Source organism: Bacteroides thetaiotaomicron VPI-5482 (assembly GCF_000011065.1).
Lineage (GTDB): Bacteria > Bacteroidota > Bacteroidia > Bacteroidales > Bacteroidaceae > Bacteroides > Bacteroides thetaiotaomicron.
The window spans coordinates 3,518,156-3,542,467 of the sequence record NC_004663.1; the positions used below are offsets into that span (position 1 = coordinate 3,518,156).

At 43.4% G+C, this 24,312-nt stretch carries 14 protein-coding genes and 1 tRNA gene; 9 read left to right on the forward strand and 6 right to left on the reverse strand.

What is annotated here, in order from left to right; translation table 11 throughout:
* Positions 1 to 22 precede the first annotated feature (22 nt).
* A complete protein-coding gene (locus tag BT_RS14330) occupies positions 23 to 3,940 on the reverse strand; it encodes a hybrid sensor histidine kinase/response regulator transcription factor (RefSeq protein ID WP_011108503.1) in 3,918 nt (1,305 codons plus the stop codon).
* Positions 3,941 to 4,198: 258 nt separating this feature from the next.
* Between BT_RS14330 and topA the strand changes: the two genes are divergently transcribed.
* The gene (gene topA / locus BT_RS14335) at positions 4,199 to 6,547 is read left to right on the forward strand and encodes a type I DNA topoisomerase (RefSeq protein WP_008765309.1); all 2,349 of its coding nucleotides are present in this window, start codon (positions 4,199 to 4,201) and stop codon (positions 6,545 to 6,547) included.
* A gap of 175 nt (positions 6,548 to 6,722) precedes the next feature.
* Positions 6,723 to 8,765, forward strand: coding sequence for an LruC domain-containing protein (locus BT_RS14340; protein ID WP_224200501.1), 2,043 nt, complete (start codon positions 6,723 to 6,725; stop codon positions 8,763 to 8,765).
* A gap of 160 nt (positions 8,766 to 8,925) precedes the next feature.
* Here the strand turns inward: BT_RS14340 and argS are convergent, their stop codons facing one another.
* Positions 8,926 to 10,719 (reverse strand): arginine--tRNA ligase, encoded by a 1,794-nt coding sequence (gene argS / locus BT_RS14345; RefSeq protein WP_008765307.1) that lies wholly within the window; start codon positions 10,717 to 10,719, stop codon positions 8,926 to 8,928.
* Between the two features lie 82 nt (positions 10,720 to 10,801).
* On the reverse strand, positions 10,802 to 11,074 hold the full coding sequence (locus tag BT_RS14350; RefSeq protein WP_008761933.1) for an HU family DNA-binding protein: 273 nt from the start codon (positions 11,072 to 11,074) through the stop codon (positions 10,802 to 10,804).
* Positions 11,075 to 11,289: 215 nt separating this feature from the next.
* On the opposite strand from BT_RS14350, the gene BT_RS14355 reads away from it, so the two are divergent.
* The 5 genes from BT_RS14355 (at position 11,290) to secDF (ending at position 19,246) form a co-directional block, all read left to right on the forward strand.
* The gene (locus BT_RS14355) at positions 11,290 to 11,964 is read left to right on the forward strand and encodes a rhomboid family intramembrane serine protease (RefSeq protein WP_008765306.1); all 675 of its coding nucleotides are present in this window, start codon (positions 11,290 to 11,292) and stop codon (positions 11,962 to 11,964) included.
* A complete protein-coding gene (locus tag BT_RS14360) occupies positions 11,945 to 12,847 on the forward strand; it encodes a rhomboid family protein (RefSeq protein WP_008761931.1) in 903 nt (300 codons plus the stop codon). The genes BT_RS14355 and BT_RS14360 overlap by 20 nt, the downstream gene beginning before the upstream one ends.
* A gap of 3 nt (positions 12,848 to 12,850) precedes the next feature.
* A complete protein-coding gene (locus tag BT_RS14365) occupies positions 12,851 to 13,936 on the forward strand; it encodes an endonuclease/exonuclease/phosphatase family protein (protein ID WP_011108504.1) in 1,086 nt (361 codons plus the stop codon).
* A gap of 24 nt (positions 13,937 to 13,960) precedes the next feature.
* Positions 13,961 to 16,048: a M3 family metallopeptidase gene (locus tag BT_RS14370; protein WP_032840809.1), complete on the forward strand. Its 2,088-nt coding sequence runs from the start codon at positions 13,961 to 13,963 to the stop codon at positions 16,046 to 16,048.
* A 165-nt stretch (positions 16,049 to 16,213) separates the two neighbouring features.
* Positions 16,214 to 19,246, forward strand: a complete 3,033-nt coding sequence (gene secDF / locus BT_RS14375) for a protein translocase subunit SecDF (RefSeq protein WP_008765303.1) — start codon at positions 16,214 to 16,216, stop codon at positions 19,244 to 19,246.
* Positions 19,247 to 19,419: 173 nt separating this feature from the next.
* Here the strand turns inward: secDF and BT_RS14380 are convergent.
* A tRNA-Arg gene (locus BT_RS14380) sits at positions 19,420 to 19,491 on the reverse strand.
* 203 nt (positions 19,492 to 19,694) lie between these two features.
* Between BT_RS14380 and BT_RS14385 the strand changes: the two genes are divergently transcribed.
* The gene (locus BT_RS14385; RefSeq protein WP_011108505.1) at positions 19,695 to 21,545 is read left to right on the forward strand and encodes a 2-oxoacid:acceptor oxidoreductase subunit alpha; all 1,851 of its coding nucleotides are present in this window, start codon (positions 19,695 to 19,697) and stop codon (positions 21,543 to 21,545) included.
* Positions 21,546 to 21,548: 3 nt separating this feature from the next.
* The gene (locus BT_RS14390) at positions 21,549 to 22,559 is read left to right on the forward strand and encodes a 2-oxoacid:ferredoxin oxidoreductase subunit beta (protein WP_011108506.1); all 1,011 of its coding nucleotides are present in this window, start codon (positions 21,549 to 21,551) and stop codon (positions 22,557 to 22,559) included.
* Between the two features lie 181 nt (positions 22,560 to 22,740).
* Here the strand turns inward: BT_RS14390 and BT_RS14395 are convergent, their stop codons facing one another.
* Both BT_RS14395 and rbfA read right to left on the reverse strand, forming a co-directional pair.
* Positions 22,741 to 23,967, reverse strand: coding sequence for an FtsX-like permease family protein (locus tag BT_RS14395; RefSeq protein ID WP_008765300.1), 1,227 nt, complete (start codon positions 23,965 to 23,967; stop codon positions 22,741 to 22,743).
* Entirely contained in the window at positions 23,964 to 24,296 is a 333-nt protein-coding gene (gene rbfA / locus BT_RS14400; protein WP_008761924.1) for a 30S ribosome-binding factor RbfA, read from the reverse strand. The genes BT_RS14395 and rbfA overlap by 4 nt, the downstream gene beginning before the upstream one ends.
* Positions 24,297 to 24,312: the final 16 nt, after the last annotated feature.

A 24,312-nucleotide genomic window follows, 5' to 3' on the forward strand; every position in this document is an offset into this window, starting at 1 on the left:
AAGTCCAAGTTATCAATGCGATTTACTTATCCTGCTTCCTATAAGCGGAAGGAATCTCTCCTTTAATAGACTTGAAAACCTTACTGAAATAACGCAAAGAAGAGAAGCCGACCACTTCGGAGATTTCAGTAATGTTCATGGTAGTAGTAGTAAGTAACACGATTGACTGCTCAATGCGCTGCTTATTCACATAGTCTACAATCCCCATACCCGTGATGGCCTTCACTTTATTGAATAATAACGAACGACTGATACACATATTAGTAGCTATAAACGCAACATCCAGATCCGGATTACTCATATTATCCGCAATCAATGTATTCAATTTCAGCAGGAAAGTCTCATCCGCATTACTAAAGCTCACTTCCTTATGCGTCAAGAGCTTATCATCTTTATATCTTGCCCGTATCTGTTCGCGCTGCCTCAACTGATTATGAATCAATGCCAGCAAACCGTCTATTTCGAAAGGTTTCGGCAAAAAGGCGTCCGCTCCAGTCTTATAACCGGTATACATATTCTGAGAATTATGATAGGCGGTCAATAAGACAAAAGGAATATGGCTGATATCCAGATTAGTCTTCACTTCCCGGCAAAGTTCAAACCCATTCATCCGGGGCATCATGACATCACTGATGATAATATCCGGCAATCGGTCTTTGATCTGTTCCAATCCCTCTTTCCCATCCTTGGCAACATATACACGGGCAAAATAATTACTCAGCGTTTCTTTCAGATAACTTCGCAGTTCGGGAGTATCTTCGACCACCATCACTGAATATTTTTTCAGGAAGGTATAATCGATTCTATCCGGTTCATTCACTTCCACGCCTGTAGCTGCTTCCACAGAAGCCGGTTCCAGCTGTCCGCAAGTATCCGTGAATAAGGGTAGTTCAAAATAAAAGATGGCCCCTTTTCCCGCTGCATTCGAAGCGCCCACTCTTCCTTTATGGTGTGTGATGAGACTCTTCGCATAGGATAATCCGATGCCGCTTCCTCCTTTTTCATGTCCCCCCTGATAGAAACTGGAGAAAAGAGAGTCTGTGTCTACCATATTCAGTCCCATCCCTTCATCCCTGACAGAGATCCGAACCCAGTCTTTCTCTTGTGACAAGGTGGTAATCAGTGTAGTAGTGGTGCCCGATTCGCTAAACTTCAACGCATTCATCAGGAAGTTAGAAAGAACGAACTCGCACTTATTCTGATCGAAAGGTACCTCTTTTATCTGTTCGTCCAACTCATATTCGAGTCTGATACCTTTCACATGAAACTCATTGATGAACTTATCTCCGACAGAGCGCACCCACTCATTCAAAGGATGCGGCAATATATGCAGCATATCTTTTCCTTCTTCCAGCTTCCTTACATCGAGTACCATATCGATGATACTCTTCATCTGGTATGCCTGCTTATAGATCGGGACCAACAACTTTTCCACATCCTGCTTGTCCGACTCCTGATTGATAATACGCTTTAATGGTGCGCAAATCAGTGTAAGAGGAGTGCGAAGTTCATGACTGATATTCGTCAGGAAATTAATCTTTTCTTCATACATCTTATTTTTCAGACGCATAATCTCCCGCTTCTGTTTGGCTTTCTTCTTGCGATAGAAGTAGTAGACAATGCTATAAGCCACTGCTCCCAACAATATATATAATCCCACATAGAACCAACCGGTCTTCCACCAAGGCGGAGTAACCACAACATGCAGAATGGGTTGTTTCATACTCCACCCTCCGTCACGGGTATAATAAGAAGCGGTAATCGTATACTCCCCTATCGGCAGATAATTGATAACCAAAGAGTTTGAATTGGAACTCGCCAATTCCTGATCGAGCCCCTCTATATTGAAACGAAAGAAATTCTTGCGGAACACATCGCTTTCATTCAGCAGAACTTTCAGTTGCAGGGAAGAAAAGTTCCAGGGAATCTGAATTATTTCAGCCGCTTCCTGCGGCTCTTCGGATAACGAGACAGGCAGACCGTTTAATAATACATCCAGCAGTTCGACCGTATAATCCTCATCTGTATCAAAATGAACGGCAGAGTTTATCACCGTCATGCCTGTAGTTCCACCGACAAAAACATCTCCGTTTTTGGCCAGAAGAGTAGCATGAAAGATGAATTCGTTAGGCAAAACTCCATCTACTTCCTCCAAGGTAGTAAAATTATGGGTACGGGAAGAATAAACAAATAAATGACGTCTCGTTCCTATCCAGATTCGATATTGATTATCGGCAACAACAGAAGCTACATCCTGAAACAGGCTTGTATTTATCAGTTCACTCTTCCCTGTCCGTGGATCATAACGTACCAAACCTTCGGTAGAAGCCAGCCAAAAAATACCATCCTGATCCATAGAGGCGTCATTGATAGTGTATTGTCCTTGATAAATCGTCCGGAAAGTCCCTTCCGAAGAATCATACTCACAAATATTCTTCAGATCGGAAAGGTATGTCTTTGCACCTTTCGTAGCTATTATCAGTGGAGAATGACGCTCGTACTCTTCTCCCATAGTAGCCACTATATCAAATTTACGGGTGACCATATCATATATAAAAATATGCTGGGCACTGAAAAGAATTTTAGTCTTCGTTATCCGCTGGATATTGACAGAAAAACCATTGATACAGGTCTGATCATTCATTTCCTTGTCAATCAGCACAAAGGGACGTATCTGCCCCGTTTTCTTATGAAAGATAAAGAGTCCTTTATTAAAGGAGAAGAACAACAGTTCGTCAGGAGTATATTCCACAATGGAGACAACTTTCTCATATTTGGTGGCAGGATAATGTTTGAAGGTACCCGATACCGGATCAAACCGGTTGATACCTCCCCCATCAGTTCCCACCCAGACTATTCCGTCACTATCCTGAAAGAAACTATTAATAGTCTGGTTGCTTAATCCGTACAGATTGCCAAAAGGAACGTTCTGATAAGAACAGGCATACACATTCTTTATACCAATCAACCCTCTTCTGATACTGCCTGCCCACATATTATTGGCCGGGTCCAGATAGAGGCGGTATATAGTATTGGCTGGAAAGGAATGAACATCATCCTGTTTTTGTTGAATATTAGTAAATGAGAAATCATCTAAAGAGATTATATTGATTCCACCACCATCAGTGGCTACCCAAAGCTGATTATCTCTCTCCATGATATCATGAATGACATCATACGTCAAAGGAGAATTTGACGCCGTAAAGTGTTTTATCAACTGGTCTCCCTGATAGCAATACAGTCCGTTACCATAAACACTTACCCACAGACGCTTGTAGGAGTCCAGATAGATACTGGTATAGTTATTTTCTGTAAACGACTCTATTTTCTTCACTTCATACGTCTTCATATTGAAGGAATATATGCCGTGCCAACGTGAATTGAGCAGGATATTCTCTTCATCATAACGTATCATCTGCCAAAAGGGATTGTAATAAACAGGGTCTTGCGCATAATACAAAGGTTCCAGCTTATTAGTGGCATAGACATATTTGTATATAGCTCCTGATCCTCCCAGTAAGATTCCTCCTTCAACCAATAAATAGGAAGCAACATAGATCGGTTTACCATTATTCGATAAAGTTCTGAAACTATCACTCCCTCTGTCGTAAAGGCAAATGCCGTTCATCGTAGCTACCCATAGATTGCATAAAGAGTCCTCGGCGATAAAAGTGATATTGTTGGAAGGCAGTGTTCTTTCATCTCCCGGCCGATGCAGATATTGCTTCAGATGGTCACGGTCATAACAATTCAAACCGGATTCCGTACCAATCCAAAGATACCCCCGATGATCATTCAGAACACATTGTACTTTCGACTGTGAGAGTCCTTCCTTTATTCCGAGTTGTTTGTAATAATAATAAGGAGACTGGCTCAATATAGGTTGTGCAATACCTACAAAGAAAAACAATAGATATATTTTAAATAGAATCTTTCTCATAAATAGCCACATAATACTGTACAAAGGTGTAAATATAGGAAATTCTATTTAAATAAAACTGTTTTATATTAATTTCCCCTTAATTATAGAACATTTCTTTAATAATACTTGCACATACAAAAGAAATGCAGATTTACTCAAAACCTATTTTTTTCCAAAAAAATATTAGTTTCTCCTTATATTATAAGGTAGGGCGAATCTTTTTTTTTACTTTTGCCCCGAAATATTATGGTACAAGCCATTATAAAAGAAAGAATTATGCAAAAAAACCTTGTCATTGTCGAGTCTCCGGCAAAAGCAAAAACGATTGAAAAATTTCTCGGGAAAGATTTCAAAGTCCTTTCTAGTTACGGACATATACGTGATCTGAAGAAGAAAGAATTCAGTATCGACGTAGATAAGAATTTTAAACCCGATTATGAAATTCCGGCAGACAAAAAGGCTTTGGTCAGCACGCTGAAAGCAGAAGCTAAAGAGGCAGAAACCGTATGGCTCGCATCCGATGAGGACCGCGAGGGAGAAGCTATTGCCTGGCATCTGTATGAAGTATTAAAACTAAAACCGGAAAACACAAAGCGAATCGTATTTCACGAAATTACCAAAGGTGCTATTTTAAAAGCAATCGAGCAACCACGCAATATCGACCTCAACCTCGTAAATGCACAGCAGGCACGACGAATCCTGGATAGAATTGTAGGTTTTGAATTGTCTCCTGTACTTTGGAGAAAAGTTAAACCATCTCTGTCGGCAGGACGCGTACAGTCGGTAGCTGTCCGCCTGATTGTAGAACGTGAACGCGAAATTCATGCGTTCAAATCAGAAGCCGCTTACCGGGTTATTGCCATATTCCTGGTTCCCGATACAGACGGCAAGCTGGTAGAAATGAAAGCGGAACTGTCACGCCGTATCAAGACGAAAGAAGAAGCAAAAGCATTCCTTGACGCATGTAAGGGAGCGACTTTTACGATTGAAGATATAACCACCCGTCCGGTAAAGAAAACACCGCCGGCTCCATTCACAACTTCCACCCTGCAACAGGAAGCGGCACGCAAACTGGGATATACCGTAGCACAAACGATGATGATCGCACAACGTTTGTACGAATCCGGATTTATCACTTATATGCGTACGGACTCCGTCAACCTGTCGGAATATGCAACAGCCAGCAGCAAAGACGCTATCATACAGATGATGGGCGAACGCTATGTACATCCGCGCCACTTCGAAACAAAGACGAAGGGAGCACAGGAAGCGCACGAAGCCATTCGTCCGACTTACATGGAAAATCAATCCATAGAAGGCACAGCACAGGAAAAGAAACTGTATGATCTGATCTGGAAGCGCACCATCGCATCACAAATGGCGGATGCGGAACTGGAAAAGACTACTGCTACTATCTCTATAAGCAAAAGCGGTGATGCATTCACTGCCATCGGCGAAGTTATCAAGTTCGATGGTTTCCTACGTGTATACCGTGAGTCTTACGACGATGAGAATGAACAGGAAGATGAGAGCCGTCTGTTGCCTCCTTTAAAAAAAGGCCAGAAACTGGAATATGGACCTATCGTTGCCACTGAACGTTTCACTCAACGCCCGCCACGCTATACGGAAGCAAGCCTTGTACGTAAACTGGAAGAGCTGGGTATCGGTCGTCCGTCCACATACGCTCCTACGATTTCTACTATTCAGCAACGCGAATATGTGGAAAAAGGAAATAAAGACGGTGAAGAGCGTACATTTAATGTGCTGACACTGAAAGACAATCAGATTAAAGATGAAAGTCACAATGAAGTGACGGGAGCAGAAAAGTCGAAACTCTTTCCTACAGATACAGGAACTGTGGTGAATGACTTCCTTACCGAATACTTCCCGGATATTCTGGATTACAACTTTACCGCCAGTGTAGAAAAGGAATTTGACGAAATAGCGGAAGGAGAAGTAAAATGGACTTCGATCATGAAGACTTTCTATGATCAGTTCCATCCGGCAGTAGAGAAGACATTATCCATAAAGACAGAACATAAAGTCGGCGAACGTATGCTGGGAGAAGAACCGGAAACAGGCAAGCCTGTATCTGTGAAAATCGGTCGTTTCGGCCCTGTAGTACAGATCGGTGCCGCAGATGATGAAGAGAAGCCTCGCTTTGCCCAGATGAAGAAAGGGCAGTCCATGGAGACCATTACCCTAGAGGAAGCGCTGGAACTGTTCAAGCTACCGCGTACTTTAGGTGAGTATGAAGGAAAGACTGTCACTGTAGGTATAGGTCGCTTTGGTCCTTACATCCAGCATAACAAGGTATATGTATCACTGCCGAAAACACTTGATCCGATGAAAGTTACTCTGGAAGAAGCAGAGCAGCTGATTCTGGAAAAACGGACGAAAGAAGCAGAACGCCATATCAAAAAATTTGATGAAGAACCGGAACTGGAGATTCTGAATGGTCGGTACGGACCTTACATTGCATACAAAGGTAATAATTACAAGATCCCTAAAGACATTGTTCCTCAAGATCTGAGTTTGAAGAGTTGCTTCGATCTAATCAAAATACAAGATGAGAAAGGTCCTGGCACTTCTGCCAAAGGTAAACGAACCGCAAAAAAGAAATAATATTTGCATCCAATGAGACATCAAAGTCCGGTAACCTATATCAACTGGTTACCGGACTTTTGTTGTATTTACCATGCTATATATTTCTTTTTAAACGATTTATTTCCTAACTCTTTGTTTTGATATATTAAATGCATACATTTGCGGGTCACAATCAAATTATCAGAACACAGTTATGCAAACAAACAATTTCAAATCTCTCTCAATGGGGGTACTATGCGCACTCTCGTTAGCCAGTTGTATGGAAAAGGACTTATATCAGGCTCCAGAAGAAAAAACTGCAGATGAATACTTTGGCTTTACAACATCCTCCAGTTGCACAGTTGATTTAAACTATGGTTTAAATTATCAGGTTGTTTTTGAGTTATATGCCGAAAATCCGCTATCGGAAGATAAGGATGGAAACATTATCAAGACAAAAGAAGAGCCTGTCTATCGCGGGGCTACGGATAAAAAAGGAATCTTTAATGATTTCATATCTATTCCGTCTTATCTTACAGAACTTTACCTTTATTCAGACTATCTTGGAACTGTCAGCCCGATTCAGCTACAAATTACAAACGGAAAAGTATCTTTTGATCAGCAAGCTTTTATACAAAGTAAGAGAAATGCGAAGGGTACGAGTAGAGGGGTTACCAATAGCGGCTACAAATATCCGGAAGGTTTCCAGGTTTTAGGTGAATGGAATGAGATAGGATGTCCTACTTATCTTTCTTCTACTCCAACGGAAATAGATGGGCAGCTCATGTATAATATCCGTGAAGTTTTTATTAAGCCGGGTGGAAGTGCAGCGATGGAAGATTATTATCCTGAATATATAGGTGATAATGTAAATATAGAAATCAATGTTAAGAAACCAACAGAAATAGGACTGGTTATGCTCAGCAGTACAGGTACCAAACAAAACACAGTCGGTTATTTCACCTACCCTACCGATCAGAAGCCGACTGATATAAGTCAAGTTACACCGATCATTGCCTATCCGCGCATATCGACTGCCGTGTGTAATTCCAGCAGTACAGCAGGTAGTATGTATACCGGCGACAGAGTAGAACTGAAATATTGGGATGGCACAAAGTTCGTGAACGAGTTCCCTGCGGGAGTAAGCATAGCATGGTTTCTTATTGAGTCTTCCTACAACCAAGGCACAAAGGAGATTATGAATAATAAACGTACTTTCTATTCTATTCGTGATCTGAATAAGAGCAAAGAACACCGTACCATTGCCCTAAAGAACAAATCAGGAGAAGTCGTTGCATTTGGTATGGAGGATGCAACCAACTTTGAACCGACAGGAGATAATACCAGAAAAGGAAACTTTGGCGATGCCGTATTCTATCTTGATTTCTCAGATGGATCAGCCATTGAGACTGGTGGTGTAGAAGAACTCCCAGACAAATCCATTGACAACAAAGAGATTTATAACTCCTTTAAAGGTGTATTATCATTTGAAGATTTTTGGCCATCCAAAGGAGATTATGACATGAATGATATGATTGTCGAATATAAGCGCGAAATTTATAAGAGTGTTCTCACAAGTAAAGTCGTAAAAGTTATAGATACATTTGTGCCTAAACATGATGGCGCAAACTGGCAAAACGGTTTTGGTTACCAGCTCACAGGTATAGCAAATAGTGATATAAAGAAAATAACCGTAGAATCCGGCGGAATCGTCTCACAATTCATGGAAGGGCAAGACCGGGAACCTGGTCAAAATTATCCCACTATTATCCTTTTTGACAATCAAAAAGCAGCTATAAACAAAACGTTTACTGTAACGATAGACGTCGCCCAAGAAAGATTTACAGAAACAGCATTTACTCCTTTCTTTAATAACAAATTTTGGGAACAAACATACAGCAAATTTAATATGAACCCCTTTATCATCATTTCTGCCAATACAGGACGTGATAAAGAAGCACATATTGTGAAATTCCCTCCAACAAGTAAAATGAATTTCTCTTATTTCGGCACAGGTAGTGATGTATCCAGGCCTGATGAGGGATTATATTATGTAAATAATGAGAATATGCCAACGGGACTGCAGATTAGCGGTATCAGTGTAGGAACTAAACGTGGTACCGATTTCCTTGTACCAGTAGAAACGACAAGCATTTTGGAAGCGTATCCTAAATTTGGTGACTGGGCATCCAGCTTCGGCGCTTCCAATCCATATTGGTGGAAAGACCCTGATAATTCGAAAGTAATTACCCAATAATAAAAAAGACTGTCTGAAAAGTATGTAATCCCTATCATTAACTTTACCCAAAGTCTTTCTTAAAGATAGAGTACAATTCCTTTTCGGACAGTCTTTTTCTATTCAACAACATCCCAGTCCCGTTCCGGAACACATAAATATATTTTGTTCAGGGCAGGTATTACATTCTGGAAGGTACCTCAATGCCCAACAAGCCCATTCCTAAACGAACCACTTTTGCTACATTGGCAGACAGAGCAATACGGAATACTTTTACCGCCTCATTCTCTTCACGCAGAATGCTGAAATCATGGTAGAACTGATTATATTCTTTCACCAGATCATAGGTATAATTCGCGATAATAGACGGACTGTAGTCTTCTCCGGCCTGTTTTACAACTGCCGCAAAGTCAGCAACCAACTGAATCAATCCTTCTTCCTTCTCGCTCAGTTCGATACCAGCAGGAATCTGTTCAGGTATCACAATTCCAGACTCAGCCGCTTTACGAAGCACAGACTGAATACGGGCATACGTATATTGAATGAACGGTCCTGTATTACCATTGAAGTCGATAGACTCTTTCGGATTGAAAGTCATATTCTTACGGGCATCTACTTTGAGAATAAAGTACTTCAAAGCACCCAGACCGACAATACGGGCAATATCATCTGCTTCTTCCTGCGTCAGACCATCCAGTTTTCCGAGTTCCTGCGAAGTTTCTTTTGCAGTCGATACCATCTCTTCCATCAGGTCATCGGCATCAACGACTGTTCCTTCACGAGATTTCATCTTACCTTCCGGCAATTCTACCATACCATAAGAGAAATGTACAAGGCCTTTACCCCATTCAAAACCGAGTTTATCCAACAGAATAGAAAGTACCTGGAAGTGATAATTCTGTTCGTTACCAACGACATAAATCATTTTATCAATCGGATAATCAGCGAAACGAAGTTTGGCCGTGCCAATATCCTGCGTCATATAAACAGAGGTTCCATCGCCACGAAGAAGCAGCTTATGATCCAGCCCCTCGGCAGTCAGGTCAACCCAGACAGAGCCGTCTTCTTTTTTGAAGAAAAAGCCTTTTTCCAGTCCCTCCATTACTTTCTCTTTTCCTTCAAGATAAGTATTGGATTCATAATATATCTTATCGAAGCCGACCCCCATCTTCCGGTAAGTCTCATCAAATCCGGCATACACCCAGTTGTTCATCATCTCCCACAGGGCACGTACTTCCGGATCACCGGCTTCCCATTTCACCAACATTTCGCGGGCTTCCTGCATCAACGGAGAAGCAGCTTCCGCTTCCTCTTTCGTCATGCCTTTTTCCATCAGTTCGGCAAGTTCCGCTTTATAATGCTTGTCGAAAGACACATAGTAGTCGCCTACCAGATGATCACCTTTCTTGCCGGTGCTTTCAGGAGTTTCGCCGTTTCCGTATTTCTTCCATGCCAGCATGGATTTGCAGATATGGATACCACGGTCGTTTACTATATTCGTCTTTACTACTCTGTTTCCGTTTGCAGCCACAATGTTAGCCAGCGCATTTCCCAAAAGATTGTTGCGCACATGACCTAAGTGAAGCGGCTTGTTGGTATTCGGTGAAGAATACTCAATCATCACCAACGGAGAAGTTTCGGTAGCTTTCACCAGGCCGTACTCTTCATCCGACTGAATCTCATTCAGCAACTCAATCCAGGTAGCCGATGCAATAGTCAGATTCAAAAAGCCTTTTATTACATTGAAAGCAGCTACAGCCGGTTCGTTCGCCTTCAGATATTCGCCAATTTCCTGCGCTGTCTGTTCCGGTCCTTTTCTTGACATTTTCAGAAAAGGGAACACGACCAGTGTCAAATGTCCTTCAAATTCTTTCTTCGTTTTTTGCAACTGCACCATCTTCTCAGGGACTTCCTGACCGTAAAGTGCTTTTAGTCCGTTGATGACGGACGCTACAAGTTTATCTTCTATCTTCATAATCAAGTTGTTTCTTGCGCGCAAAGATACAAAAAAAGGAGACGCACGCGCCTCCCTCTTCTAATTTCTTTCAACTATATGTTTATTCAACAGCTGCAGACAATTCAGCACCAGCTTTAAATTTAGCTACTTTCTTAGCAGGAATAGTAATAGCTGCCTTTGTAGAAGGATTAATACCGGTTCTTGCTGCTCTTTCACTTACAGAGAACGTTCCAAAACCAACCAAAGCTACCTTATCACCAGCTTTCATAGCGTTAGTAACTGAAGAAATGAAAGCATCAAGAGCTTTCTTCGCATCGGCTTTACTCATTTGAGCTTCAGCAGCCATTGCACTAATAAGTTCAGACTTATTCATGATACGTAAAATGATTAATTAATATATATGTTACACAAAAGATTTCCCATTACGACTTTACAAATATAGATGAACAAAACAACATATCAAATAAAAACATAAAAAAAACGCAGCAAATTATTGAAAAAGAGCTAATAGGGAAGCTTTTCCATGCTTTAAAACAGAATTTATTCGTACTTTTGCGTTCATTACTTAAATATTCAGAATATAAAATTATGCCAACTGTAACTAAAAACCTGATAATTATCAATGTACTAGTCTTTTTCGGGACACTTGTCGCCCAACGATACGGTATCGATCTGACTAATTATCTGGGATTGCATTTTTTCCTCGCCAGTGACTTCAATCCGGCACAGCTTATCACTTATATGTTCATGCATGGCGGGTTCAGCCACATTTTTTTCAATATGTTTGCTGTTTTCATGTTTGGAACTGTTCTTGAACGGACCTGGGGACCGAAACGTTTCCTTTTTTATTATATCGCCTGTGGTATCGGTGCAGGACTTATCCAGGAAGGAGTGCAATACATCAAATATATAGTAGACTACAGCCACTATTCACAAGTGGATATAGGAACGGGAATTATTCCTATGGGAGAGTTTTTGAACATGCTGACCACCGTGGGCGCTTCGGGAGCTGTATATGCCATTTTGCTCGCATTCGGTATGTTGTTCCCCAACAACCAGCTATTCATCTTTCCGCTGCCCTTCCCTATCAAAGCTAAATTCTTTGTTATCGGTTATGCTTTGATTGAACTGTATGCCGGCTTTGCCAATAATCCCGGAGATAATGTCGCGCATTTCGCCCACTTGGGAGGTATGATATTCGGATTTATCCTGATTATGTATTGGAGAAAAAAAAGTAGAAACAATGGGACATATTATAACTGATTTAAAAGAAACGTTCAGAAGAGGAAACACTTTCATCCGACTGATTTACATTAACGTAGGCATCTTTGTTATCGGTACGTTAATCAGTGTCATATTGCAGCTGTTCAACCTGAGTGCAACGGGAATATTCGATTTATTCGCCCTTCCGGCTTCCCTTCACCGGTTTATTCTTCAGCCATGGTCATTGCTCAGCTACATGTTCATGCATGCAGGCTTCCTGCATATCCTGTTCAATATGCTCTGGCTGTACTGGTTCGGAAGTCTGTTTCTCTATTTCTTTTCGGGAAAGCATTTACGGGGATTGTATGTATTGGGAGGCATCTGCGGAGGATTGTTCTACATGATAGCGTATAACATCTTCCCTTATTTCAGCCAGACATTGCCGTTCTCCACACTGGTCGGGGCTTCCGCTTCCGTGCTGGCCATCGTAGCTGCCACCGCCTACAGAGAACCGAACTACCGGGTACAACTTTTCCTTTTCGGCGCCGTCCGTTTGAAATACCTCGCACTGATCGTTATCGGAACAGACCTGCTCTTTATTACATCCAACAATGCCGGAGGACACATCGCCCACTTAGGCGGCGCACTTGCCGGACTTTGGTTTGCAGCCAGTCTGAGCAAAGGCAAAGACGTGACTTACTGGATCAACTGGTTCCTTGACGGCTTCGCTTCCCTGTTTCAGAAAAAGACATGGAAACGCAAACCAAAAATGAAAGTACATTATGGAAGCGACACAAGTCGCGAGAAAGATTACGATTATAACGCCCGTAAGAAAGCACAATCGGATGAAGTAGACCGCATTTTGGAAAAGCTGAAAAAATCCGGTTATGAAAGCCTGACGACGGAAGAGAAAAAGAGCTTGTTCGACGCAAGCAAAAGATAAAGAATGGAACACATTGGCAAATTTGTCCTTTATTTGATATTGGCAGTCAACGCACTCTTTGTAGGGATGTTGATTTTGAGTGCCTATAGCCCGTATCTTCAACCGAAAATACACCCGATAGCTTCTTGCCTGGGGCTTGCCTTCCCCATCTTCCTTGCTGTCAACATCTGTTTCACCCTATTCTGGGTAATCATCAGCTACCGCTATGCCTTATTACCGGTCATCGGTTTTCTGGTATGTATTCCACAGATACGCACCTATATTCCCATCAATTCTACAGTAGAAACGATACCGGATGGCAGCATCAAATTCCTCTCTTACAATGTGATGGGATTTAACAATCTGGAGAAAAAGGAAGGAAAGAATCCGATATTATCCTATCTGGCTGACAGTGAAGCTGACATAATCTGTCTTCAGGAGTACAATTCAACCAAAAACAAGAAATATCTGACAGACGAAGACATCAGAAAAGCATTGAAAGCATATCCCTACCGTTCCATTCACAATCCGGAAAAAGGAGGCAGTCAGTTGGCCTGTTTCTCCAAATTCCCCATACTTTCGGCACGTCCCATCAAGTATGAAAGCACCTACAACAGTTCGATGCAGTACACCCTCAAAGTTAACGAGGACACTATCACCCTCATAAACAACCATCTGGAATCCAATAAACTGACGAAAGAAGACAAGGTGATTTATGAAGATATGATTAAAGACCCGAACGCAAAGAAGGTAAAAACGGGTCTCCGGCAATTAATAAAGAAACTGGCGGAAGCATCGGCCATCCGTTCTTCGCAAGCGGATTCGGTAGCCGTCGCCATCGCAAACAGCAAATACCCGACTATTATTGCCTGTGGCGATTTCAACGACGCTTCCATTTCATATACCCATCGCATCCTGACTCAACAGCTGGATGACGCCTTTACACAATCCGGCAGGGGACTGGGCATCTCCTATAATCTGAATAAATTCTATTTCCGGATAGACAATATTCTGATCAGCCCCAACCAGAAAGCCTACAACTGCACCGTAGACCGTTCGATCAAAGATTCGGACCATTACCCGATCTGGTGCTATATAGGCAAGCAATAAAGCAGAAAAACTTAAATAAATACCATGATGATTAGAAAAACTTTAACCATTTTAGCAGTAAGTTGTATGATGTACTCCTGTGGAACAAAAACAGAAAGCAACCCTTTCTTCACTGAATTTCAAACAGAGTATGGTGTTCCTTCCTTCGATAAAATCAAACTGGAACATTACGAACCCGCCTTTCTGAAAGGTATTGAAGAGCAGAATCAGAATATCCAAGCCATTATCGCAAGCCCGGAAGTGCCTACTTTCGACAATACGATTGTAGCTTTGGACAGCAGCGCACCCATTCTGGACCGTGTAAGCGCCATTTTCTTCAATATGACGGATGCGGAAACAACCGATGAACTGACCGAGCTCTCTATCAAAATGGCACCGGTCCTTTCCGAGCACGAAGATAACATCTCCCTGAATCAGGAGCTTTTCAAACGTGTAAACGTTGTATATCAACAGAAAGATTCCATGAATCTGACCACGGAACAGAAACGTCTGCTGGACAAAACTTACAAAGGATTTGTCCGTTCAGGTGCTAATCTGGATGCAGAGAAACAGGCACGTCTGCGTGAAATCAACAAAGAACTTTCCACTCTCGGCATCACATTCAGCAATAATATACTGAATGAAAACAATGCTTTCCAGCTTTTCGTAGACAAGAAAGAAGATTTAGCCGGATTGCCCGAATGGTTCTGCCAAAGCGCAGCCGAAGAAGCCAAAGCTGCCGGACAACCGGGGAAATGGCTGTTCACCCTGCACAACGCCAGCCGCCTTCCGTTCCTGCAATACGCTGAGAACCGCCCTCTCCGTGAGAAAATGTACAAAGCATACATCAACCGCGGCAATAACAATGACAAGAATGACAACAAAGAAACGATCCGCAAGATCGTCTCCCTCCGCCTGGAAAAAGCAAGGCTATTGGGCTTCAACAACTACGCCAACTTCGTACTGGATGAGACAATGTCAAAGAATGACAGCAACGTAATGAGTCTGCTGAACAACCTTTGGAGCTATGCCCTCCCGAAAGCGAAAGCCGAAGCCGCAGAACTTCAACAGTTAATGGACAAAGAAGGCAAAGGAGAGAAACTGGAAGCCTGGGACTGGTGGTACTACACAGAAAAACTCCGCAAAGAGAAATACAACCTCTCCGAAGAAGACACCAAACCTTACTTCAAACTGGAGAATGTACGTGAAGGAGCTTTCGCAGTCGCCAACAAACTATATGGTATCACTCTGAACAAACTGGAAGGTATCCCGACTTATCATCCGGATGTAGAAGTCTTCGAAGTGAAAGACGCTGACGGCTCCCAACTGGGCATATTCTATGTAGACTATTTCCCGCGTTCAGGAAAAAGCGGTGGCGCATGGATGAGCAATTACCGCGAACAGCAGGGAGCAACCCGCCCCTTGGTATGCAACGTATGCAGTTTCACCAAACCGGTCGGCGACACCCCTTCTCTGCTGACTATGGACGAAGTAGAAACTCTGTTCCACGAATTCGGGCACGCTCTGCATGGCTTACTGACAAAGTGCGAATACAAAGGGACTTCCGGCACCAATGTCGTACGCGATTTTGTTGAACTTCCTTCTCAGATCAACGAACATTGGGCTACCGAACCGGAAGTGCTGAAAATGTATGCCAAACACTATCAGACAGGAGAAGTAATCCCCGATGAAATCATCGAAAAGATTCTGAAACAGAAAACGTTCAACCAAGGATTCATGACCACCGAGTTACTGGCTGCCGCCATCCTCGACATGAACCTTCACATGATAACAGATGTAAAGAATCTGGATATGCTTGCTTTCGAAAAAGAAGCCATGGACAAGCTCGGCCTGATCCCCGAAATTGCCCCCCGCTACCGCGTCACTTACTTCAATCATATCATTGGCGGATACGCTGCCGGATACTACAGTTACCTTTGGGCGAATGTACTTGACAATGATGCCTTTGAAGCCTTCAAAGAACATGGAATCTTTGATAAAAACACTGCCGACCTCTTCCGCTACAACGTATTGGAAAAGGGAGACAGCGAAGATCCGATGATACTTTATAAGAATTTCCGCGGTGCAGAACCAAGCCTGGAGCCGTTACTGAAAAACAGAGGAATGAAATAAAACGGCAAAAAAGCCCTTAAACATCAAATATTTGAGGGCTTATTACATATGAATGTGAAAAAAAAACTATATTTGCAGCCTTGTATGCGGCAAAATGGACTTGTATACGACAGAATTTAACTGAAAATTAAATTAAAAAAGTAATCATCATAAATTAAAAGTAAAATGCAAAACAAAGGATTTGTAAAGGTTTTTGCGGTACTACTCACGCTGGTATGCGTGTTCTACCTCTCCTTCTCCTTCGTAACCCGCCATTACACTAATAAGGCGAAAGAGATTGCGAACGGCGACCCGAAAGTAGAACAAGACTACCTTGACTCTCTCTCCAATGAGAAAGTAATGCTGTGGAACTGGACGCTGAAAGATTGTCGTGAAATGGAGATCAGTTTAGGTTTGGACCTAAAAGGTGGTATGAATGTTATCCTTGAAGTTTCTGTGCCTGATGTTATCAGAGCATTGGCTGACAACAAGCCGGATGAAAACTTCAATAAAGCGCTGAATGAAGCTGCAAAACAAGCTGTCAACAGCCAGGACGATATCATTACCTTGTTCGTCAGAGAATACCAGAAGACTGCTCCGGGCGCAAAACTTTCCGAACTTTTCGCAACACAACAGTTGAAAGATAAAGTTAACCAGAAATCATCAGATGCCGAAGTAGAAAAAGTATTGAGAGCAGAAGTAAAGGCTGCCGTTGAAAACTCATACAACGTGCTTCGTACCCGTATCGACCGCTTCGGTGTTGTTCAGCCGAACATCCAAAGCCTCGAAGATAAGATGGGCCGTATCATGGTGGAACTTCCGGGTATCAAGGAGCCGGAACGTGTGAGAAAACTTCTTCAAGGTTCGGCCAACCTCGAATTCTGGGAAACATATACTGCAAAAGAGATTCTTCCGGCTATGCAGTCGGCTGACTCAAAATTGCGTGCTATCCTGTCACAGGAAACTGCCGCTGATTCTACAGCCACTAACGCAACTGCAGACACAATCCCCGCAGCCAAGCTGGCAGAAGCTACTCCGGCAAAGAAAGCCGTAAGCGTTGCCGACAGTCTCGCAGCTACTCTGAAAGGAGATGCCAAAGACGAAAAGGCGGGAGCAAACATGGAAGAAATCAAAAAGCAATATCCGTTGCTAGCTGTTCTTCAGTTGAATTCAAGCGGTCAGGGTCCGGTGATCGGCTATGCTAACTATAAGGATACAGCCGATATCAACAGATATCTGAGCATGCCTGAAATCCAGTCAGAACTTCCGAAAGACCTTCGTCTGAAATGGGGTGTTTCTCCTTCTGAATTCGATAAGAAAGGACAGACATTCGAATTGTATGCTATCAAATCTACCGAACGTAACGGCAAAGCTCCGTTGGAAGGTGACGTAGTAACAGATGCAAAAGACGAATTCGACCAATACAGCAAACCGGCTGTAAGCATGACCATGAACTCTGACGGTGCACGCCGCTGGGCACAGTTGACCAAGCAGAACATCGGTCGTTCTATCGCTATCGTTCTTGATAACTATGTATATTCTGCTCCGAACGTAAACTCTGAAATCACAGGCGGACGTTCACAGATTACAGGTCACTTCACCCCGGAACAGGCAAAGGACTTAGCTAACGTATTGAAATCAGGTAAGATGCCGGCTCCGGCCCACATCGTACAGGAAGATATCGTAGGTCCGTCTCTGGGTCAGGAATCTATTAACGCAGGTATTTTCTCATTCGTTGTAGCTTTGATCCTGTTGATGATCTACATGTGTTCCATGTATGGCTTCATCCCGGGTATGGTTGCCAACTGCGCATTGTTCCTGAACTTCTTCTTCACGCTGGGTATCCTTTCATCCTTCCAGGCGGCACTGACCATGTCCGGTATTGCCGGTATGGTGTTGTCACTCGGTATGGCGGTGGATGCGAACGTACTTATCTATGAACGTACAAAAGAAGAGCTTCGTGCCGGCAAGGGTGTGAAGAAAGCATTGGCTGACGGTTATTCAAATGCCTTCTCTGCTATTTTCGACTCCAACCTGACATCTATCATCACCGGTATCATCCTGTTCAACTTCGGTACAGGTCCTATCCGTGGTTTTGCCACTACATTGATTATCGGTATCCTTGTATCCTTCTTCACTGCTGTGTTCATGACTCGTCTGGTTTACGAACACTTCATGAATAAAGACAAGTGGCTGAACCTGACATTTACTTCCAAGATTTCCAGAAACTTGCTGGTAAATACCCGTTTCGACTTCATGGGAACCAATAAGAAATCACTGATCATCGTAAGCGCTATTATCCTTGTTTGTATCGGTTCGTTTGCATTGCGTGGTTTAAGTCAAAGTATTGACTTCACCGGTGGACGTAACTTCAAGGTACAATTCGAGAATCCGGTAGAACCGGAACAAGTTCGTGAACTGATCGCTGACAAGTTTGGTGAAGATGTAAATGTAAATGTGATCGCTATCGGTACAGACAAGAAGACAGTACGTATCAGTACCAACTACCGTATCGCAGACGAAGGTAACAATGTAGACTCTGAGATCGAATCATACTTATACGAAACACTGAAGCCGTTGCTGACACAGAACATCACACTGGCTACTTTCATCGACCGTGACAATCACACAGGCGGTAGTATCGTTAGTTCACAGAAAGTGGGTCCGAGTATCGCAGACGATATCAAGACAGGTGCCGTATGGTCAGTTGTTCTGGCTCTGATCGCTATCGGTCTGTATATCTTGATCCGTTTCCGCAACATCGCTTACAGTATCGGTTCTATCGTAGCTCTGACTTGTGATACGATCATGATTATCGGTGCTTACTCATTGTTGTGGGGTATCGTTCCGTTCTCACTGGAAATCGACCAGACATTCATCGGTGCTATCCTGACGGCTATCGGTTACTCTATTAATGATAAGGTGGTAATCTTCGACCGTGTACGTGAGTTCTTCGGCTTGTATCCGAAACGTGACAAGCGTCAGTTGTTCAACGACTCTCTGAACACTACACTGGCTCGTACCATCAATACTTCATTGAGTACGTTGATCGTATTGCTGTGTATCTTCATCCTCGGTGGTGATTCAATCCGCAGCTTCGCATTCGCAATGATCCTCGGTGTTGTTATCGGTACTTTATCTTCGTTGTTCATTGCATCTCCGATTGCATACAACATGATGAAGAACAAAAAAGTAGTGGTAGCAGCTACGGAAGAATAATAAATTCCAGAAATAGAAAAAGCCTCTTCCGAACATTCGGAAGAGGCTTTTTCTATTGATTATTAAAACAAATAGAAGCTATAAGACGTTAATCTTAAAAGAAGCCATTGTAATACTTAAAACTCAATACAGTATGAAGCAAAACAACACCGCCTCCCGCAGATTTCTCTTAGTAGCCCCGAGGGGAATCGAACCCCTATCTAAAGTTTAGGAAACTTCTATTCTATCCGTTGAACTACAAGGCCGCTTTTATTTTGGTTGCAAAGATAACGGTTTCTGTTGATTTAACAAGAATAAAAATGCAGGTTCCTTTCAGTAAATCCAATTATTTGGCGTCAATAGGACAATAAAGTTCGATTTATTTTGATAATTCGATTAACTTTCCGACCTTTGCGCTCACAAATTGAAAGTAAAATCAGTTTTTAAATTAAATATAGTAATTAAAGTTATGGCAGACGAAATGATGGTTAAAGAATTGGAGGAAGTCGTAGTACGTTTCTCCGGCGACTCCGGCGATGGTATGCAGCTGGCAGGCAACATCTTCTCGAACGTGTCGGCTACGGTAGGAAATGACATCTGTACATTCCCCGACTATCCGGCAGACATCCGTGCCCCGCAAGGTTCACTGACCGGTGTTTCCGGTTTTCAGATCCACGTAGGCGCAGGACAGGTGTACACTCCAGGAGACCGTTGCCACGTATTAGTAGCGATGAACCCCTCCGCACTGAAAACACAAATCAAATTCTGTAAACCGCAAGGACTTATCATTACCGACTCCGACTCGTTCGAAGCCAGAGACCTGGAAAAAGCACAATTTAAGACCAACAATCCTTTTGAAGAATTAGGCGTTAAACAAGAAGTGCTGGAAGTGCCCATCTCTTCTATGTGCAAAGAAAGTCTGAAAGATTCCGGACTGGACAATAAAACGATTCTCCGTTGCAAGAATATGTTTGCGCTCGGACTGGTTTGCTGGCTGTTCAACCGCAATCTGGCAGCAGCGGAAAAGATGCTGCGCGAGAAGTTCGCCAAGAAACCGGAAATCGCAGAAGCAAATATTAAGGTATTGAACGATGGCTACAACTACGGTGCCAACACACACGCTTCTACCTCTACTTATAAGATTGAAAGCAAAGCTCCGAAATCAAAAGGGCTTTATACAGATATTAATGGTAACAAGGCAACATCTTACGGATTGATTGCCGCAGCCGAAAAAGCCGGTTTGGAACTGTATCTGGGTTCGTACCCGATCACTCCGGCTACCGACATTCTGCATGAATTGGCCAAGCATAAATCACTGGGAGTAAAAACCGTACAGTGCGAAGACGAAATCGCCGGTTGTGCTTCTGCCGTTGGTGCAGCTTTTGCAGGTGCGCTGGCAGTAACGACAACTTCCGGTCCGGGCATCTGCCTGAAAAGTGAGGCGATGAACTTGGCCGTTATCGGCGAACTTCCGTTGGTGATTGTCAACGTACAGCGTGGTGGTCCGTCTACGGGTCTGCCTACCAAATCGGAACAGACCGACTTGCTGCAAGCACTCTACGGTCGTAACGGTGAAAGCCCAATGCCGGTTATCGCCGCCACTTCACCGACCAACTGTTTCGATGCCGCCTACATGGCAGCCAAAATTGCTTTGGAACACATGACTCCGGTCGTATTGCTGACAGATGCTTTCGTTGCCAACGGCTCTGCCGCATGGAAACTTCCCGATCTGAATGACTACCCTGCCATCAACCCTCCGTATGTAACTCCGGACATGGCGGGCAACTGGACCCCGTACCAACGTAACGAAGAAACAAGCGCACGCTACTGGGCGACTCCTGGAACAGAAGGTTTTATGCACCGCATCGGTGGGCTTGAAAAGAGTAACGAAACCGGAGCCATCTCTACCGAACCCGAAAACCACAACAAGATGGTTCACCTGCGTCAGGCAAAAGTGGACAAGATTGCAGACTACATCCCCGAACTTGAAGTGCTGGGCGACGAAGACGCAGACTTACTGATTGTAGGCTGGGGCGGTACCTACGGACATCTCCGTCTGGCTATGGACTTCATGCGCGAACATGGAAAGAAGGTTGCATTCGCACACTTCCAGTACATCAACCCGCTACCGAAGAATACAGCCGACGTATTACGTAAATATAAGAAGATCGTAGTAGCCGAACAGAATCTGGGACAATTTGCCGGTTACCTGCGTATGAAAGTACCCGGACTGAATATCAGCCAGTTCAACCAAGTGAAAGGACAGCCTTTCGTTACGAGAGAATTGATAGATGCATTTACTAAATTATTGGAGGAATAAGAGATGAGCGATAAAGTATATACCGTACAAGATTATAAATCAGGTCAGCCTCGCTGGTGTCCGGGATGCGGTGACCACGCTTTCCTGAACTCACTGCACAAGGCAATGGCCGAACTGGGAGTAGCTCCGCACAATATCGCCGTAATTTCCGGTATCGGTTGCTCTTCCCGTCTGCCTTATTATGTAAATACGTATGGCTTCCATACCATCCACGGACGTGCCGCTGCCGTTGCAACGGGTGCTAAAGTGGCTAATCCGGATTTGACTATCTGGCAGATTTCCGGTGACGGTGACGGTCTGGCTATCGGTGGTAACCACTTCATCCACGCTGTTCGTCGTAACATCGACCTGAACATGATTCTGTTGAACAACCGTATCTATGGACTGACCAAAGGACAGTATTCACCGACTTCCGAACGCGGATTCGTCAGCAAATCATCTCCTTACGGAACGGTAGAAGACCCTTTCCATCCGGCAGAACTGGCATTCGGTGCACGCGGACGTTTCTTTGCACGTTGTATCGCTGTAGACGGCGCCGCTTCTGTAGAGGTTCTGAAAGCAGCAGCCAACCATAAGGGTGCATCTGTTGTGGAAGTTCTGCAAAACTGTGTAATCTTTAATGACGGAACTCACGCTTCTGTTGCAACGAAGGAAGGACGCGCAAAGAATGCGATCTATCTGGAGCACGGCAAACCGATGTTGTTCGGTGAAAACAAAGAGTTCGGACTGATGCAGGAAGGTTTCGGACTGAAAGTGGTAAAACTTGGCGAGAATGGCATCACAGAAAAAGATATTCTGATTCACGATGCTCATTGCCAGGACAATACTCTTCAGTTGAAGCTGGCTTTGATGGAAGGCCCCGATTTCCCGATTGCACTCGGTGTGATTCGTGAAGTAGAGGCACCTACCTACAATGACGCTGTAGCAGAACAGATTGAAGAAGTCAAAGGCAAGAAGAAATATCATAATTTCCAGGAGTTGCTGATGACGAACGATACTTGGGAAGTGAAGTAATTCATTTTACTGAGAAAAAATAGAAAAGCGCAGGTAAAGGAGTTCGTCTCCTGCCTGCGCTTTTTGTTTATATAGTTTCTACATAAATACATGAAACACTCTGTTCCATTTTAGCAAACTCCTCTACAAAGCACCTACACTTCTGTATTCAAAGGTTATAGCCTTTTTCTTCTTCAGCCAATTACAGAAGCCGCTTGCTTAAGTAACGCACTGGATACCATACTGACAGGAATCCCACTGCTAAAACAGTAATAAAAATAAGCACTACATCCCATGCATGGACACTTACCGGATAAGCGTCCACCACAAAAGTTCCACCACCTCCGCCAAGGGTAATGATGCCAAACTTCTGCTGAATAAAACATAATATCAACCCCAGTATAATACCGGAGATAGCACCAAAGAGAGAGATGAGCCGTCCCTCAAATAAAAAGATACGGGATATCAGTTTATCACTGGCTCCCAAACTGCGCAAGGTTATGACATCGTCTTTCTTATCCAGAATCAACATAGAAAGAGAACCGATCACATTAAAACAGGCAATCATCAGAATAAAAGTAAGAAACAGATAAGAGATCAGCTTCTCTATTTCCATGATACGGAAAACATCTGCTTGCTGCTGATAACGGTTCTGTACCACAAAGTCATCACCCAGCATTTTTTCTATTTTAGACTGTACGGATGATATATTGGTATTCGGTTTCAGTTTCAACTCAATGCCAGAAACCTCTGTCGTATAGTCCAATAAGTTACGAAGGAAATCAAGGGAAGTGAGAATATAGCTTTCATCATACTTCTGTTGGTTGACCACGAACACAACACCCGGTGAATAAAGATAGTCGCGATTGAAAGAAGCCCCGGGATTCGCCATATTCACTTTGGCATTACGCTTGGGAAGATACACCTGCAAAGGATCTACGAACGCCAGTCCGGTACCCAAAGTCGAAACCAGTTCCACGCCCATCACCCCATAATTCACTATCGAATCATGAAGAATAAACTCGCCGGCTCCGTAAAGAATGTTATCTATTTCGGTTAAATCCTCAAAGTTATCTTCCACGCCTTTCAACACAACCATAGCCTGACGGTCTTTATATTGCACCATCGCATTCTCTTCCAGCGTCTCTGTAGATACCGAGACCTCCGGAAGCGCACAGACCGCACGAATCCTTTCATCCTGTCCGTCGAAGACTTTTCCCTCGCGGATGGTAATCTTCAACTGAGGATCAAAAGCTGTGAAAAAGCTGGCTACCATATCCTGAAATCCGTTGAATACGGAAAGCGTGCAGACCAGTGCCAACGTAGCAAGTGCCACCCCGCATACTGATATGCCGGAAATAATATTGATAGCATTATGCTTCTTTTTCGAGAAAAGATAACGCCGAGCTATGTAGAAGGGAAAATTCACTTCAGCAAAGAATCAATCTTCTCAATATAATCCAGTGAGTCGTCCACGAAGAACTTCAATTCGGGAATAATCCGTAATTGATGACGCACACGGGTTCCGAGCTCAAAGCGAATGGACTTCATGTTCTCATTGATATTCTTCACCATTTCTTCTGCTTTCTCTGACGGGAAAACGCTCAGGTACACGCGCGCAATACTCATATCAGGACTGATACGAACTGCGCTGACCGATATTAATATACCCGGCATTGCCTTTGTCTGAAGCAGGAATATCTCGCTCAGCTCCTTCTGTAACAGGCGGGATATCTTATTCTGTCTGGTTGTTTCCATAAATTTACTCCTTATC